Source organism: Methylobacterium sp. E-016 (genome assembly GCF_022829745.1).
Classification (GTDB): Bacteria; Pseudomonadota; Alphaproteobacteria; order Rhizobiales; family Beijerinckiaceae; genus Methylobacterium.
Genome location: NZ_JAKSYF010000054.1, coordinates 1 through 15,451 on the forward strand (window position 1 = coordinate 1; position 15,451 = coordinate 15,451).

Here is a 15,451-nt window from a genome sequence, read left to right on the forward strand (position 1 = left end):
ACCCGAGCTGCGCCGCACGGATCGCGGTGACGTAGCCGCCAGGGCCGGCGCCGATGATGAGCACGTCGTAGCTGTCGGCCATGAGGGTCTGGTCTCTTCCCTGGAGCGTCTCGGAGGCGAGCGTAGACGAGGACGGCGCGGGCGCCAACGCGCCGGCCGGAGCCGGGGGTTACATCGTAGGATGGCTCATGCGTGCCGGGCGTCTTCCCTCCCCCCGACGGATCTCGGGCTTGCCCGAGATCCGCACCCCGTGTGCCCAAGTCGGGCAAGCCCGACTTGGGTGCGGCGGAGGGAAGATTCGCGTCCCTACCCCGCCGCCCGCGACCCGCGCCACAGCCGCCACAGGCGGCGCCAGCGGGCGGTCTCGATCGGGGTGTTGAGCGGGTCGTAGCCCGGGCGCTCCATCGCGGCGAGGTAGCCGTCGACCAGGGCGAGCGGCAGGAAGGCGGCGCGCGCGGCCGGCGCGATCGTGTCCTTCGCCGCGGCGTAGGCGGCCAGGTGCCGTCGGGCGTCGGCGCGCAGGTCCGCGCAGGCGCCGCGCAGGCCCGGGCCGCCGCGGCCGGTGACGATGTCCTCGCGGGTGACGCCGTGGCTGCGGAACACGTCGGCCGGCAGGTAGACCTGGCCCGCCCGCGCGTGCCACGGCATCGCCCGCAGCAGGCCGGTGATGCCGTAGGCGACGCCGGCATGACCGGCGGCGGCCGCCCCGCCCGGCTCGGTGCCGTCGCACAGGATCAGGCTCGCCAGCCGGAACAGGGCCGAGGCGGTCTCGCCGCAATAGCCTTCCAGGTCGTTCAGCCGCGGCATCGGGTCGTCGTAGAGGTCGAAGACGCGGGCGTCGATCAGGTCGACGAAGGACTGGCGCCCGAGGCGGCGCGCGACGATCACGTCGAGGAGCGCGGCGGCGACGGGATTGGCCTTCACGTCGCCGCGGGCCTCGCCCTGGAGCGCGTCGCGCCACCATTGCAGGCGGATCTCGCCGGCCATCGGGTTCGAGGCGGCCTCGCGCACGCGGGCGACCGTCAGGCTGAAGGCGTAGAGCGCGAACAGGTGCGGGCGGAAGGCCTGCGGCGCGAACAGCGTGGCGAAGTAGCGGTCGGGGTCGCCCGCGCGGACGAGGTCCTCGCAGTGGCGGAAGGCGAAGGCGAGGCCGCCTTTACCCTCTGCTTGGCTGTCCCCCTGCCCCGGCTCTGCGCTCACGCGACCGCGATCAGGGCCGCCGCCACCTTGCGGTTCTCCGCCACCAGGATGTTGTACGTGCGCGCCGCCGCGCCCGTCTGCATCACGTCGAGACCGATCCGGTTGTCCTTGAGCCATGCCCGAAGATCGGGTGGCAGCGGCACGATGTCGAGGCCCGTGCCGACGAGCAGTAGCTCGATCTCCGCCGATTCCGCCTGGACCGGGCGCAACGCGGTGCGGTCGATCGCCCTCCCCTCGGTCGTGGCCCAGGCGCGGATGCCCGACGGCAGCGCCAGGATCGAGCCGCGGTGCGACATCTCGCCGAAGCGGAAGCCGCCGTTGCCGTAGGCGTCGATCAGGTGGCGCCCGGGCAGGAAGCCGTCGAGCTCGGCCATGCGCTGTGCGTCCCCCGTCTCTCCGCCCTACTCCGCGGCCTGCGGCAGGCGCCCGCGGGCGGCCTGGGCCTTGGTGCCCGAGAGCATCAGCCCGAGATAGATCAGCGCCGGCGTCGAGACGAAGATCGCCGAGTAGGTGCAGATCACCACCCCGCAGAGCATCACCACCGCGAACCCGCGGATCGCCTCGCCGCCGAACAGCACCAGCGCCAGCAGCGACAGGAAGGCCGAGATCGAGGTCATCACGGTTCGCGACATCGTCGAGTTGATCGAGAGGTTGAGCAGCTCGTCGGTGGGAATCGTCTTGTAGCGGCGCATCAGCTCGCGGGTCCGGTCGAACACCACCACGGTCTCGTTCAGCGAGTAGCCGACGATGGTGAGGATCGCCGCGATCGAGGTCATGTTGAACTCGATCCGGGTGACGATGAACACGCCCATGGTCAGCACGATGTCGTGGAGCGTGCCGACGATGGCGCCGAGCGCCAGCTCGCGCTCGAAGCGGAACCACAGGTAGAGCAGCACCGCGACGACCGAGAGCACGACGCCGAGCGTGCCCGACTGCACCAGCTCGCCCGAGACGCGGGGGCCGACGGTCTCGGTGCGGCGGAACTCGTAATCCTTGTCGAAGGCGCCGTGCGCCTTGTTCATCACCGCCGTCTGGCCCTGCTCGCCGGGTTGAAGCGGCAGGCGCACCAGCACGGTGCCCTGGTTGCCGAGCTCCTGCACCTCGGGCTCGCCGAAGCCGAAGCCAGCGGCCGTGTGGCGGATCTCGCCGACGTCGGCGGTGCCCGACTTCGCCTGCAGCTCGACCAGCGTGCCGCCCTTGAAGTCGATGCCGTAGTTCAGGCCGACGGTGAGGAACAGCACCACGGTCACGACCGACAGGATCGCCGAGAGCGGGAAGCTCAGGCGGCGGAAGCGCATGAAGTCGAAGTGCGACTCGTCGGGCCAGAGGCGAAGCAGGCGCATTCTTTTGGGACCTTGCGATCGGGAAGCGGCCTCCCGAAACGGGAGACGTTCAGAACGGAAGGGCTTTGGGCCGGAAGGACTTGTACCACACGGCGATCATCATCCGCGTCAGCGTCACCGCGGTGATGACGGTGGTGAGGATGCCGAGGATGAACACGACCGCGAAACCCTTCACCGGGCCGGAGCCGAGGAAGAACAGGATCAGCGCGGCGATCGCCATGGTCGAGTTCGAGTCGATGATGGTGGCGAAGGCCCGGTCGAAGCCCGCCTGCAGCGCCGAGACCAGGGAGCGGCCGGCGCGGTGCTCCTCGCGCATGCGCTCGTAGATCAGCACGTTGGAATCCACCGCCGTGCCGATGGTGAGCACGATGCCGGCGATGCCGGGCAGCGTCATGGTGGCTTCCAGCACCGACATCAGGCCGAGGATGAGCCCGACGTGGACGATGAGGGCGATGTTCGCGATGAAGCCGAAGGTGCCGTAGGTCAGGAACATGAAGCCGACGACGAGGAGCCCGGCGACGCCGGTGGCGATCTTGCCGGCGCGGATCGAGTCGCTGCCCAGCCCCGGCCCGACGACGCGGCGCTCGACCACGGTGAACTTCGCCGGCAGCGCGCCGGCCCGCAGCAGGATCGACAGGTCGTTGGCCTGCTGCACTGAGAAGTTCCCGGTGATCTGACCGGAGCCGCCGGTGATCGCGGTGCGGATCACCGGGGCAGAGACCACCTCGTTGTCGAGCACGATCGCCATGCGGCGGCCGACGTTCTCCGAGGTCGCCTGGCCGAAGCGCTGGGCGCCCTTCAGGTTGAACTTGAAGCTCACCATCGGCTCGTGGGTCTGCTGGTCGAAGGCCGGCTGCGCGTCGGTCAGGTCGCCGCCGTCGGCCATCACCCGGCGCTCCACCGCCACCTTGGCGCCGCGCTCGTCGCGCGAGGGCAGCATGTCGACGTCGCCGGCCGGATTGTCGGAGATCATCCGGAACTCGAGCTTGGCGGTCTTGCCGAGGAGCGCCTCGAGGCGCTCCGGGTCCTGCAGGCCGGGGACCTGGATCAGGATGCGGTCGGCGCCCTGCTGCTGGATCGACGGCTCCAGCGTCCCGGTCGAGTCGAGGCGGCGGCGGATGACCTCGATACCCTGCGTCACGGCGCGCCGCGTGCGCTCGTTGATGCCGGCATCGGTGAGCGCGAGGCGGATCAGGCCATCGGGCTGCTCGGTGATGTCGAGCGTCCGTCCGCCTGTCTGGCCGACGAGCGGGTTCGAGATGGGCTGCGCCAGCTCCTGCAGCTTGGGCATCACCTTGGCGCGGGCGGCCGCGTCCGCGACGCGGACCTGGACGCCGCGCTGGAGGATGCCGATGCCGCCGTCGGCCCGCACGCTTTCGCGCTGGAGCACGCCGCGGACCTCGTCGCGCAGGGCCTTGGCCTGGGAGGCGACGAGCTCGGTCTGGTCGACCTCCAGCAGGAGCTGCGAGCCGCCCTGCAGGTCGAGTCCGAGCACGATCGCGCGGGTCGGCACGATCCAGGCGGGGAACCAGCCCGGCAGCGCGGCCATGAAGCCCTTGCGCTGCTCGGGCGAGAAGAAGCTCGGCACCGCAAGGCTGAGGCCGATCAGGATCGCGACGAGCGTCACGACGATTTTGGTACGGGAAAAGCGCAGCATCCGCCGACTCTGTTTTCTGCAGTCCTGCCGAGGGCTTGCCCCGGCATCCTGATCCGGCGGGTCCGGAGCCGTTCCCGATCGCGTCGCGTTGGGAACCGGTTCCGGGCTCTTGCCGTCCCACGCGCTCTCGAGCCGAACCGGCCCCAACTTCGGCGGAGAGCGCCCTAGACGGCCTTGACCGGCCCACCCTTGACGCGGACCTCGGAGATCATGGTGCGCACTACCTTGACCCGGACGTTCGGCGCGATCTCCACCTCGATCTCGGTGGCGTCGTCCAGCACCTTCACCACCCGGCCGACGAGGCCGCCGTTGGTGACGATCGTGTCGTCGCGGCGGACGTTCTTGACCAGGGCCTGATGCTCCTTGACCCGCTTCTGCTGCGGCCGCAGGATCAGGAAGTACATGATCACGAAGATGAGGACGAAGGGAACCACCTGCAAGGCGATCTCGGCTCCGCCGGCAGCAGTGCCGGCCCCTTGCGCGAAGGCGGGGGTGATCAAGCGCGTCTCCTCATGTGACGTCGGGCCCGTGCGCGCCTGTCGGAAGCGTCGCCGGGCCTGTCTGAAAGCGCGCGGACTATAGCCAGGGGCGTTCCGAAAGCAACGCCGGGCGGCGCGACCCCCTCATATCGCCCGGACGAGGAGCAGCACCGCCGCCACCGTCATGACGAGCAGCGTGACGAGGATGCCGCCGCCGCGGCAGGCGAACTGGCGCGGCGAGTTGACCGGCGCGAACATGCCGACCGGATGCAGCAGGCGCGCGATCAGGAGCAGCGAGAGCAGCGTCAGCACGATCCAGTGCCGGGTCCCGCCCGCTTCGAGCAGGGCGATCAGGCCGAGCGTCAGCGGCACGTATTCCGAGAAGTTGCCGTGCGAGCGGATGCGACGCTGCAATCCGTCCCGGCCGCCATCCCCGACGAGGACGTTGCCGCTGACCCGGGCCCCCACCACCCAGCCGGACAGGCCGATGTAGATCAAGGCGAACAGGGCGGCGAAGAGGGCGGTGGTGGCGGGGAAGATCAAGGCGGGTCTCCGGCGTTGCGATGCGCCGACCAACGCGAGCGGGCTCCGGACGTTGCAGGCCGTGTCGCAGCTCGTGTTGCGAGTCGTGCCGAGCGCGCGTAGGCCCGTGCGGTCCTCGAAGAGCCATCCGAACCGATCCGCCATGACGCAAGCGACCACCCTCGAGACCCTGATGCCGCTGCTGGAGCGCATCGCCACGGCGCTGGAGCGGGCCGCCCCGCCCGCGCGACCGGTGACGGACATCACCTCCGCCGACGCCTTCCTGTGGGGGCCCGAGCGCCGGCTGATCCCGGTGCGCACCGTCAACCGCGTCGAGATGGGCCTGCTCACCGGCATCGACCGGGCGCGCGATACCCTGGCCGAGAATACCGAGCGCTTTGCGCGCGGGCTGCCGGCCAACAACGCGCTGCTCTGGGGCGCGCGCGGCATGGGCAAGTCGTCGCTCGTGAAGGCGGTGCATGCCGAGATCAACGCGCGCCGCGCGGCCGGCGCCCTGCCGATGAAGCTCGTGGAGATTCACCGCGAGGACATCGAGGCGCTGCCCGACCTGATGGCGACGCTCCGCTCCGACCCGCATCGCTGGGTGGTGTTCTGCGACGACCTCTCGTTCGATGGCGACGACACCTCGTACAAGTCGCTGAAGACGGCGCTCGACGGCGGCATCGAGGGACGGCCGGGCAACGTGCTGTTCTACGCCACCTCGAACCGCCGGCACCTGCTCGCCCGCGAGATGGTGGAGAACGAGCGCTCCACCGCGATCAACCCCGGCGAGGCGGTGGAGGAGAAGGTCTCGCTCTCGGACCGGTTCGGCCTGTGGCTCGGGTTCCACAAGTGCAGCCAGGACGAGTACCTGGCGATGATCCGCGCCTATGCCGAGCGCCACGCCCTTCCGGTCGAGCCCGACGCGCTCCGGGCCGAGGCGCTGGAATGGGCGACCACCCGCGGCTCGCGTTCCGGCCGCACCGCCTTCCAGTTCATCCAAGATCTGGCCGGGCGGCTCGGCCGGACCCTCGACTGATCGAAATCCCGTCGGCCGATCGGTTGCGGGCGCGTTGTCGACGCCGCAGGCGCGTTGTCGACGCCGCAGGCGCATTTCTCGACGCCGCAGGCGCTTGCTTTGCGTCCGCTACGCCCGAGCTTGCACCTCGAGCGATCCGCCTCCCGGCGGACGAGCAGGCGGGACGGGGCTGACATCATGGGACTCTTCGACGCGATCCGATCCGCGCTCGCCCGCGCGGAAGCCCGCATCGACGCGATCGGCGGCGACGGCCTGCCGATGTCCTTCGCCAAGATCTATCCCGGCGGCCTGCCGGCCTTCCTCGATGCCCTGCGCGCGGCGGGCCACGGCTCGGCCGTCGCCTCGTGGCTCGGATCCGAGGCGAACGTCGCCCTCCCCGCGGGCGCCTACGCCGCCCTGCTCTCGCCCGAGGCGCTGACGCGCTTCGCCGCCGACCTCGGCATCCCGGAAGCGCGCGTGCCGACGGCGCTCGCCGAGTTCCTGCCCGGGGCGGTCGACCGCCAGAGCCGGGACGGGACGCTCGCGCCGCAGCGGCAATTCTCGACGCAGGTGGCCTGACGCCGGCCGGCGGCTAGAGTGAAGCGCGGATCACGGCGAGGAACCCAGCGATGAGCCTGTTCGATACCCTCAAGTCGGCGCTCGGCGGCAGCCTGGGCCAGGCCGCCGTCGAGGCCCTTCCCGGCATCGTCGAGCGGGTGCTGCCGGGCGGGCTTCAGGGGCTGCTGAACCAGCTCCAGAATTTGGGCTACGCCGCGCAGGTGAATTCCTGGCTCGGCCGAGGCCCGAACGCGCCGATCACCACCGAGGACCTGCGCAAGGTCCTGGACAACGAGCAGGTCCGGCAGATCGCCGACAAGCTCGGGATCCCGACCGACCAGGTCCTCGCGGTCCTGGCGAAGGTGCTGCCCGCGGCGGTCGACCAGCACAGCCCCGACGGGACGCTGCGCACGCCCGGCACCTGACGACGCGCCGAAACGCGAAAGGGCGGCCCTCGCGGACCGCCCTCGATCGTGGGTCTCGGGAAATCGCTCAGTTGCTGGCGAGCTGCGACATCGGGTCGATCGGCGCGCCGCTCTTGCGGATCTCGAAGTGCAGCTGGGGCGAGGTGACGTTGCCCGACGCGCCCGACTTGGCGATCGTCTGGCCGCGCTTCACCTTCTCGCCGGGCTTCACGTCGAGCTCGCCGTTGTGGGCGTAGGCCGACACGTACCCGTTCGAGTGCCGCACCAGCACGAGCTTGCCGTAGCCCTTCACGTCCGAGCCGGCATAGGCGACAGTGCCGTCCTCGGCGGCCTTCACCGCGGTGCCCTCGGGCACCGCGATGTTGATGCCTTCGTTGCCCGAGGAGCCGTAGCCGGAGATCACCCGGCCCTTGGCGGGCCAGCGGAAGGTCTGGTCCGGCGCGGCCGGGGCGCTTGGGGCCGCGGCGGCGACCGAGCCGGTGCTGGCGGGCTCGACCTTCGCCACGGCGGCGGTCTTGACCGGCTCCGGCTTGGCGGCGGCGACCTTCTCGGCCGCGACCTTCTCCGAGGCCGCCTTCTCCGAAGCGGCCTTGGCGGCCTTCGCCTCGGCGACCTTCTTCGCCGCGTCCTTGGCGGCGTCGGCCTTGGCGGCGTCGACCTTGGCCTGCTTGGCCTCCGCCTCAACCTTGCGCGTCGCCTCGGCCTTGGTGTCGGGCTTCGTATCGGCCTTGGCGACCTGGCCGGGGCGCACGTGATGCTTCTTGGCGTCGGCCTCCTTGGCGGCGACGTCCTTGCGGGCCTTCTCCTCGGCGCGCTTGTCGGCGAGCTTCCTGGCCTCGGCCTCCTTCTGGGCCTCCTTGGCGGCTTCCTTGGCCGCCTCCTTGGCCGCCTCCTTGCGCTTGGCCTCCGCCTTCGTGTCGTCCTGGCGCTTGGCCTCCGCGGCCTTGATCCGCTCCGAGGGGGCGGCGGGAACGGCCCGCGCCGTCATCGGGGCGGCTGCCGGGTTCATGCCCGAGGCGCTGTAGACCGGGATGATCAGCTGGCGGCCGGGCGTCACCTGGCCGGCGCTGGTCAGGCCGTTGGCCGACAGGATCGCCGAGGCCGGCACGCCGAAGCGGGTCGACATCTGGTTGAGGCTGTCGTTCGGGGCGACGGTGATGGTGGTGCCCCCTTGCGCGTTCCAGCCGGGCGTGCCGGTGGAGGCGACGCGGGTGGTCTGCGCCATCGGCTGGGTCGGCACGCGGGCCGCCACCGGGCCGGGCCGGGGCGAGATCGCCGTCGGCGCGCCGAGCGCCTCGGACTGGATCCGGCCGGTGCGGATCGGCGGCGCCGACGGCATGTCCGGCAGGCTGCCCGTCGCCGCCGGCTCGCTCGCCATGTTCGACGCGAACGGGTTGGTGAAGGGGCTGTCGAGACGCGATGCGTCCGACGAGCAGGCGGCGGCACCGCTGCCGATAACTCCGATGAGAGCGAAGCGCGACAGCGTCTTCATCCTCCGACCAGTCCCGCGAACCCGCATCGACGCACCCGTTTGCCTGACGCAACTTGATGAGCCCATGAAAGCCGGATTCAGGTTAAACAACCGTTCCCGTTCACCACGTTCACGGCCGCGCGAGCACCATTTCGCTCTCGGGATCGCTCCTTAGGAATGCTTACCGCAGGCGGAGCGGCGAGCGCGATTGGTTAAAGCGCGGCGGCTCGTCCGGGCACCAGCGGCGCGAGGCGCAGGCGCGGTCCCGGCTCGACGACGAGGCCCTGCCCGCCATGCGTGGCCGCCATCAGCCCGCCCTCCGATCCGGCGACGAGGCGGCCGCCGGGCTTCAGCGCCGCGGCCCAGGATGCGGGCGGCTCCGCGACCGCACCGTGGACCAGGATGCGGTCGTAGCCGCCCCCCGCGGTGTCGGCGAGGCCGTCGCCCTGGAGCACGCGGGCGCGCCCTGCGAGGTTCGCGCTCGCCTGCCCGGCCAGCGTCGCGTAGCGCTCCAGGCTCGTCACCGCGCCGGCGCCGAGTTGCAGCAGCAGCGCCGTGACGTAGCCGGACCCGGTGCCGATCTCGAGGATCCGCATTCCGGGCTCGACCTTCAGCAGCGTCAGCATCGTCGCCACCGTGCTCGGTGCGGTCATCGCCGCGCCGCAGGGCAGCGGCAGAAAAAGGTCGCGCCGGGCGAGGTGGCGATACGCGGCGGGGGCGAACGCGGCGCGCGGCACCTGCTCCATCGCCCGCAGCACCGCCGTGTCGCGGGTGCCGCGCCCGCGCAGGGCCAGCACGAAGGCGGCGTTCTCGATCGCCCCGCCGAGGCCGGCATGGCCGCTCAAGCTCGCGCCGGCCTGGTCGTCGATCGCGTCCTCGTCGCCTCCGGTCATGGCGGCAGGTCGCCGATCCAGGCGAGGATGAGCGCCGCCAGCGCGTCCGGCGCCTCGAGCGGCAGCATGTGGCCGGCATCCGCGACCACCGCCATCGTCGCGCCGGGGATGCCGTCGCGCAGCTCCTCCGATTCCGCGATGCTGCGCAGGCGGTCCCGGCCGGCGGCGATCACCAGCGTCGGGCAGCCGAGCGCGCCGAGCCGATCCGCGTCGCCGACCCGCTCGAGCCGGGATTGGCGCAGGAAGGCCTCGCGCCCGAGGCGCTGCCCCATCGCACGGATGCGCTCGATCAGGGCCGCGTCCCCGGCCCGGTCCGGATGCACCGAGGCGGCCGCCGCCGCCCGGCTCAGGCCGCCGAAGTGGCCGGCCTCGACGCCCTCGATGGCGAGGCGCTTGGCGACCGCCTGCTTGCGCGAGTCGGATCGCGACGAGGTCGCGATCAGCACCAGCCCCCGCACCCGCTCCGGCGCGAGCCGCGCCGCCTCGCGGGCGACGTAGCCGCCCATCGAGAACCCGACGAGCACGAAGCGCGCCGGCGCCTCGGCGAGCAGCCGCTGCGCCATCGCCGGGATCGTGTCGTCGTGGGCGAGGCTCGCATGGTGGATCGGGCCTGCGGGCGCCAGCGCCTCGGCCATGTCGTCCCACAGGCTGGCATCGGCCATGTATCCGGGGATCAGGACGAGGCTCATCGGGCGAGTCTCCGGTTCGGGATGCGGTCGCCCCCGAGAGGATGTCCGCTTTCGGCCCCGTCGTTGCGGGGCGCCGCAGGCGAGCCCGGAATTCAGAACCGCCGCGGCTGCGGGATCCGCCTACTCCGCGAAGGCCTGGGCGAAGCGCGTCAGCGTCGGCTCGTCGGTGAGGTCGAGGCGCAGCGGCGTCACCGAGATGCGCTTCTCGGCGATCGCCTTCAGGTCGGAGCCGTTGCCCGGCTCGAACCGGGCCTTGGCGAAGGCGAGCCAGAAATACGGATTGCCGCGCCCGTCGGTGCGCGCGTCGATGGCGAGCAGCGCCTGATTGCGCTGCCCCTGCGCCGCCACGGCGATGCCGGCGACCTCCTCCGGCTCGCAATCGGGGAAGTTGACGTTGATCACGATGCCCGGCTCGATCCCGGTCTCGAGGATCTTCTTCACCACGATCGGCCCGTGATGGGCGGCGCATTGCCATTTCAGGTTGCCGCGGCCGCCGATCCCGTAGGCCTGCGACATCGCGATCGAGCGCACGTTGAGGATCGTGCCCTCCATCGCGGCGGCGATGGTGCCGGAATAGGTCACGTCCTCGGCGACGTTCTGGCCGCGGTTGACCCCCGACAGCACGAGGTCCGGGCCGTGGTCGGCCAGGATGTGGCGCACGCCGAGGATGACGCAATCGGAGGGCGTGCCCTTCACCGCGAAGCGCTTCTCCGCGATGTGGCGCAGGCGCAGGGGGTCGTTCAGCGACAGCGAGTGCGAGACGCCGGATTGGTCGGTCTCGGGCGCCACCACCCAGACGTCGTCGGAGAGCGTCCGGGCGATGCCCTCCAGCGTCTCCAGGCCCGGCGCGTGGATGCCGTCGTCGTTGGTGACGAGAATGCGCATTACGGGCGTGGTCCTTCGATCCGGTTGAGGCCGCCCATGTAGGGCGCGAGCACGGACGGGATCGTGACGCTGCCGTCCGGGTTCTGATAGTTCTCCATCACCGCGATCAGCGCACGGCCGACCGCGACGCCCGAGCCGTTCAGGGTATGCACGAAGGCGGGCTTGCCGTCCTTACGGTACCGGGCATTCATCCGTCGCGCCTGAAAATCGCCGCAGACCGAGCAGGACGAGATCTCGCGGAAGGTCTTCTGGCCCGGCATCCAGACCTCGATGTCGTAGGTCTTCTGGCTGGCGAAGCCCATGTCGCCGGTGCACAGGGTCATCGTCCGGAACGGCAGGTCGAGCTTCTTCAAGACCGTCTCGGCGCAGGCCAGCATGCGCTCGTGCTCGTCCGCCGACTTCTCCGGGGCGGTGATCGAGACCAGCTCGACCTTGTTGAACTGGTGCTGCCGCAGCATCCCGCGGGTGTCGCGCCCGGCCGAACCCGCTTCCGCGCGGAAGCAGGGGGTGAGCGCCGTGAAGCGCAAGGGCAGTTCGTCTTCCGAGAGGATGGATTCGCGGACGAGGTTGGTGAGCGGGACTTCGGCGGTCGGGATGAGCCAGCGGCGCGTAAGCTCAATGGCCAGTAACTCAGTTGAAATCTGGAAATTTTCTTCGATTATCTCGTCGAAAACAGTGCTCGGCTCGAAATAACTAGACAAAGATTTATTCTTCGATTCGAATGCGTAATTGTGCATTCGTTTCTGCAGGGTTCGTGCAGAGACGCCATTGCCTACAAAAAATTGGTCCTCTTCGAACTTCGGCAGCTGCGCCGTGCCGAACATCGCCTCGTCGCGCACCAGGATCGGCGGCGCGACCTCGAGATAGCCGTGCTCCTGCGTGTGAAGATCGAGCATGAACTGCCCGAGCGCCCGCTCCAGCCGGGCGATCTGGCCCTTGAGCACGACGAAGCGCGAGCCGGAGATCTTGGTCGCGGTCTCGAAATCCATCAGGCCCAAGGCCTCGCCGAGCTCGAAATGCTGGCGGCCCTCGGTGAGCGTTTCACGCGCGGACGCGAAGCGCCGGTATTCGACGTTGCCGTGCTCGTCGGCGCCCTCGGGCACGTCGGCCTTGGGCCGGTTCGGGATCGCGGCGAGCCGGTCGTCGAGGGCCTTGGCGGCCTCGGACTGCGCCGTCTCCAGAGCGGGCGCGGCCTCCTTGAGGCCGGCGACCTCGTCCATCAGCGCGGCGGCGCGGGCCTCGTCCTTCGCCTTCTTGGCGGCGCCGATTTCCTTGGCCCGCGCGTTGCGGCGCTCCTGGTTCTCCTGCGCCGCCGAGACGGCCGCCTTGCGGGCGTCGTCCAGCGCGATCAGCTCGGCCGAAAGTGGGCTGAGGCCGCGACGGGAAAGGTCGCGGTCGAAGGCTTCCGGGTTGTCCCGGATGGCGCGGATGTCGTGCATGGGCTGGCTCGGGTCGTGCGGACGGGCACGCTTTGCAGCATCGGTCCGCGCGCGACAAGGCTGCGGCGGGCGATGGCGGGCACGCGCGTCCGTGGTGGACACCGCCCGGCCTGCTTCCGGTCAGGGCATCGAGATGATGCGTCTCGTGACGCCCTCCGCCGAAATCTTTCCCGTCAGCCCGAGGCGCCGAAGGCGAGCCTCGAATCAAGAACCGCAGGTCGGAATTCGGCTTGGCACCCTCGGCGGCTCTGGATCCCGGACCCTGTCGGCGGGAGCCGGCGCTTCGCAACCCCGGCGGTCAGGCCGCCAGACGCCGGCGCTCCGGGGCGTCCTGGGCATCCGACGCGGCTTCGGTCTCCGCGGCGAGGCGCACCCGCTCCTGCTCCTCGCGAAAGCTCGCCAGGATCGCTTCGGGCAACGCGTCGAGGATGGCGCCGACCGGGTCGGTGCGCGGCTCCCGCTCGGCGACGATGTCGGCCTCGGGCGACGCCACGTCCGTGAAGCGCCGGTCGCCGATGCGGTCGCGAGGGTCGAGCGCGATGCGGTCCAAAGCCGTCGGCTCGGGAATGTCGTCGGCCGCGAGCCGGCGCGTGGCCGCCTCCTGCGCCGCGCGCCATTCCGCGGCGGCCTCGTCGGCCTCGCGGCGGGCGGCCTCGCGCGCCAGGGCCTCCTCGGCGATGGCGCGGGCGACCGCGCGGGCCTCGTCGCGGGCGGCCTCGGCCTCGTAGCGCGTCAGCAGCGCCATCACCCCCTGCATCTCGGAGAACGGCATGTCCTCGCAGGCGGTGATCGCCCGCTCGATCATCCGCCGCGACAGGCCGACGCCGCGCAACGTGCTGGTGCCGTCGGCGGCCTCGCGCCAGGCCGAGAGCGCGGCCACCACTGCGGGCAGCAGCGCTTCGGCGAGGCCGGCGCGGCGATGCAGGTCGGCGATCCCGCGCGGCTCGCGCAGCAGCGTGCCGACGCGGGCGTGCTCCAGGCCGGTGAGGTCGGCGAACGCGGTCTCCGCAAAGGCCATCTGCCCCGAGAGGATCGCCCGCAGGATCAGGCCGGCATTGAGCTGGCCCGTGATGCGCAGGTGCTTGACGATCCGCGCGGTGGCGGCGGCGCCCGCGCCGTCGCAGAGCTCGAGCACCGTGCGCTCGCCGGCCTCGCGGTTCATCCGGGCGCTGCGGTCGGGCGAGAGCCAGCCGCACGCGGTCACGAAGTCCGACAGGGTCCGGGCGAGCCGGGCGCCGACGGCGTGGCGCACCTCGATCGGCAGGTCCGCCCGCGCCAGCAGCGCCTCGCGCACGCCAGCGTCGCCGCCGTGGCGCTCGACCATGCGCAGCATGCGGCCCGTGGTGATGCGCGCCGTCGGGTTGCGGGCCAGCACCGCGAGGGTGTCGGCGCCGCCGATCTCGGCCAGGGCCCCGGCCACGGCGTGCGAGAGGTGATGGCGCGCGGCGATCGTCGCGCGGATCGTCTCGCAGCCCATCGCGGCGGCGTCCACGAGGTCGGCATCGGTCAGGACCGGCGATGCGGCGAGCACCAGGCAGGCGACCTCGGTCTGGTCGGAGGCCAGGGCCACGACGAGGGGGCGCGGCGCACGCGCCGAGGCGGCGCAGGCCTCGGCCATGGCGCGGCGCACCACCGGGGCCGGGTCGTCGAGCAGCGCCAGGATCGCGGTCTTGGCCTCCCAGGCGGCATCCGCCTCGAGGTTGCCGTACAGGTAGGCCCGCGTCAGCGCGGAGGCGGCCTCGGCCCGGCGCCCCGCCGAGGTGGACTGGGTGCAGGCGAGGAACTGGCGGATGTTCATGGGCCGCTCCGGTTCGTGAACAACGACGCGTTGGGGGCGGCGGCAAGCGACGCCGCGAATTCGGCCGGCCGGCGCGGCGGCAGCGGCGGATCGACGAGCGCGCGGCCTGCCGGAATCGCCGCGGCGATGGCGCCGGTGGTCTCGGGGTCGGCCGAGGCGACCGCCGCGACCGGCACGGTGGAATCGAGGCTCGGGTCGGAGCGCGGGAAGTAGCTCGGGGCCGGCCGGGCGGCCGCCGCCGCGCGGCCCTGGAACAGCTTGGCGACGCCCTCCGAGAGGGCGCCCTGGCGCCGGTCGGTCTGGAACAGGGTGCGCAGGTCGCCCCCGACCGCGGCGTAGGCGCTCGCCGCCGCCGGCGGGGCGACGGCGGCGCCCTGCGTCAGCAGGGTCACGTCGCTGGCGGCGGTGCGGCCGGCGCCCGCCGCGGAGAGGCTGGCATAGAGCTCGGCGGTGGTGCGCGGCCGGCCGGTGCGATCGTAGAACAGGCCGCGGTTGGCGGCGGCGGCCTCCGGCATGTCGAGGGCGGCCGCCCGGTCCGGGGTCGCCCGCGCGGCGGCGATCAGCGTCGTCGCGCCCTTCGCCCCGAGCACGTGGGCGGCGTAGAGGTCGCCCGCGGTCGGCTCGCGCCCGAGCGCCGCCGACAGCGCCTCGCCGTTCTTCTGGGTGAAGGCGCCCGCGAGCGAGGCGGCGATCTTCGGGTCGCGCCGGAGGTCGAGGATCGCCTGGCGCTGGCCGGCATCCGCGACGGTGTAGCTGCCGTCCGGCCGCGCGACGATGGCGTCGGCGTAGGCCTGGAGGCCGAGCTTCGGCCCGGCGGACTTCATCACCCCGAGCCAGGTCTGCTCGATGAACTGGAACAGGCCGGTGGCGGTCGAGGTGCCGGCCTTGGCCGAGGGATCGAGGGCGGATTCGCGCTGCGCCGTGGCGAGCAGGTAGTCGAAGCCGACGCCGCTGCTCTGGGCCCCGTCGCGGATCGCGTCGACGACCGCGCCCTGCGGACCCGCGGCCCGCGGCGGCGCCGCGGCTGGCTGGGGGTTCGAAGGCGTGGTGAACAGGAACATCGATCGCCGCTTC

General features: G+C 71.7%; 16 protein-coding genes. 3 read left to right on the forward strand and 13 right to left on the reverse strand.

What is annotated here, in order from left to right; all coding sequences use genetic code 11:
• Nucleotides 1–306: 306 nt before the first annotated feature.
• The 6 genes from MKK68_RS03995 to MKK68_RS04020 all read right to left on the reverse strand — a co-directional run bounded on the left by MKK68_RS03995 (nt 307) and on the right by MKK68_RS04020 (nt 5,222).
• Nucleotides 307–1,200, reverse strand: coding sequence for a phytoene/squalene synthase family protein (locus tag MKK68_RS03995; RefSeq protein ID WP_244028904.1), 894 nt, complete (start codon nt 1,198–1,200; stop codon nt 307–309).
• Nucleotides 1,197–1,574, reverse strand: a complete 378-nt coding sequence (locus MKK68_RS04000) for an Mth938-like domain-containing protein (protein WP_147727774.1) — start codon at nt 1,572–1,574, stop codon at nt 1,197–1,199. The genes MKK68_RS03995 and MKK68_RS04000 overlap by 4 nt, the downstream gene beginning before the upstream one ends.
• 27 nt (nt 1,575–1,601) lie before the next feature.
• A complete protein-coding gene (gene secF, locus MKK68_RS04005) occupies nt 1,602–2,543 on the reverse strand; it encodes a protein translocase subunit SecF (protein ID WP_147727775.1) in 942 nt (313 codons plus the stop codon).
• Between the two features lie 49 nt (nt 2,544–2,592).
• The gene (secD, locus tag MKK68_RS04010) at nt 2,593–4,200 is read right to left on the reverse strand and encodes a protein translocase subunit SecD (RefSeq protein ID WP_243937975.1); all 1,608 of its coding nucleotides are present in this window, start codon (nt 4,198–4,200) and stop codon (nt 2,593–2,595) included.
• Between the two features lie 164 nt (nt 4,201–4,364).
• A complete protein-coding gene (gene yajC / locus MKK68_RS04015; RefSeq protein WP_243946653.1) occupies nt 4,365–4,700 on the reverse strand; it encodes a preprotein translocase subunit YajC in 336 nt (111 codons plus the stop codon).
• Between the two features lie 123 nt (nt 4,701–4,823).
• Nucleotides 4,824–5,222: an MAPEG family protein gene (locus MKK68_RS04020; protein WP_244028907.1), complete on the reverse strand. Its 399-nt coding sequence runs from the start codon at nt 5,220–5,222 to the stop codon at nt 4,824–4,826.
• Between the two features lie 142 nt (nt 5,223–5,364).
• On the opposite strand from MKK68_RS04020, the gene MKK68_RS04025 reads away from it, so the two are divergent.
• The 3 genes from MKK68_RS04025 (at nt 5,365) to MKK68_RS04035 (ending at nt 7,202) form a co-directional block, all read left to right on the forward strand.
• Nucleotides 5,365–6,240 (forward strand): ATP-binding protein, encoded by an 876-nt coding sequence (locus tag MKK68_RS04025; RefSeq protein ID WP_147727779.1) that lies wholly within the window; start codon nt 5,365–5,367, stop codon nt 6,238–6,240.
• Nucleotides 6,241–6,417: 177 nt separating this feature from the next.
• The gene (locus MKK68_RS04030) at nt 6,418–6,798 is read left to right on the forward strand and encodes a YidB family protein (protein ID WP_147727780.1); all 381 of its coding nucleotides are present in this window, start codon (nt 6,418–6,420) and stop codon (nt 6,796–6,798) included.
• A gap of 50 nt (nt 6,799–6,848) precedes the next feature.
• On the forward strand, nt 6,849–7,202 hold the full coding sequence (locus MKK68_RS04035) for a YidB family protein (RefSeq protein WP_244028909.1): 354 nt from the start codon (nt 6,849–6,851) through the stop codon (nt 7,200–7,202).
• A 67-nt stretch (nt 7,203–7,269) separates the two neighbouring features.
• On the opposite strand, the gene MKK68_RS04040 is transcribed toward MKK68_RS04035, so the two are convergent.
• The 7 genes from MKK68_RS04040 to MKK68_RS04070 form a co-directional block, all read right to left on the reverse strand.
• Nucleotides 7,270–8,694, reverse strand: coding sequence for a peptidoglycan DD-metalloendopeptidase family protein (locus MKK68_RS04040; RefSeq protein WP_243987420.1), 1,425 nt, complete (start codon nt 8,692–8,694; stop codon nt 7,270–7,272).
• Nucleotides 8,695–8,885: 191 nt separating this feature from the next.
• Nucleotides 8,886–9,566, reverse strand: coding sequence for a protein-L-isoaspartate O-methyltransferase family protein (locus MKK68_RS04045; RefSeq protein ID WP_244028911.1), 681 nt, complete (start codon nt 9,564–9,566; stop codon nt 8,886–8,888).
• Nucleotides 9,563–10,255, reverse strand: coding sequence for an alpha/beta fold hydrolase (locus MKK68_RS04050; RefSeq protein WP_243932181.1), 693 nt, complete (start codon nt 10,253–10,255; stop codon nt 9,563–9,565). Before MKK68_RS04050 ends, MKK68_RS04045 begins: the two co-directional genes overlap by 4 nt.
• A 120-nt stretch (nt 10,256–10,375) precedes the next feature.
• On the reverse strand, nt 10,376–11,140 hold the full coding sequence (surE, locus tag MKK68_RS04055) for a 5'/3'-nucleotidase SurE (protein WP_147728726.1): 765 nt from the start codon (nt 11,138–11,140) through the stop codon (nt 10,376–10,378).
• Nucleotides 11,140–12,579, reverse strand: a complete 1,440-nt coding sequence (serS, locus tag MKK68_RS04060; RefSeq protein WP_244028913.1) for a serine--tRNA ligase — start codon at nt 12,577–12,579, stop codon at nt 11,140–11,142. The genes surE and serS overlap by 1 nt, the downstream gene beginning before the upstream one ends.
• Before the next feature lie 298 nt (nt 12,580–12,877).
• On the reverse strand, nt 12,878–14,377 hold the full coding sequence (locus MKK68_RS04065) for a DUF2336 domain-containing protein (protein ID WP_244028915.1): 1,500 nt from the start codon (nt 14,375–14,377) through the stop codon (nt 12,878–12,880).
• On the reverse strand, nt 14,374–15,438 hold the full coding sequence (locus MKK68_RS04070; RefSeq protein ID WP_243946667.1) for a transglycosylase SLT domain-containing protein: 1,065 nt from the start codon (nt 15,436–15,438) through the stop codon (nt 14,374–14,376). The genes MKK68_RS04065 and MKK68_RS04070 overlap by 4 nt, the downstream gene beginning before the upstream one ends.
• Between the last annotated feature and the right edge of the window lie 13 nt (nt 15,439–15,451).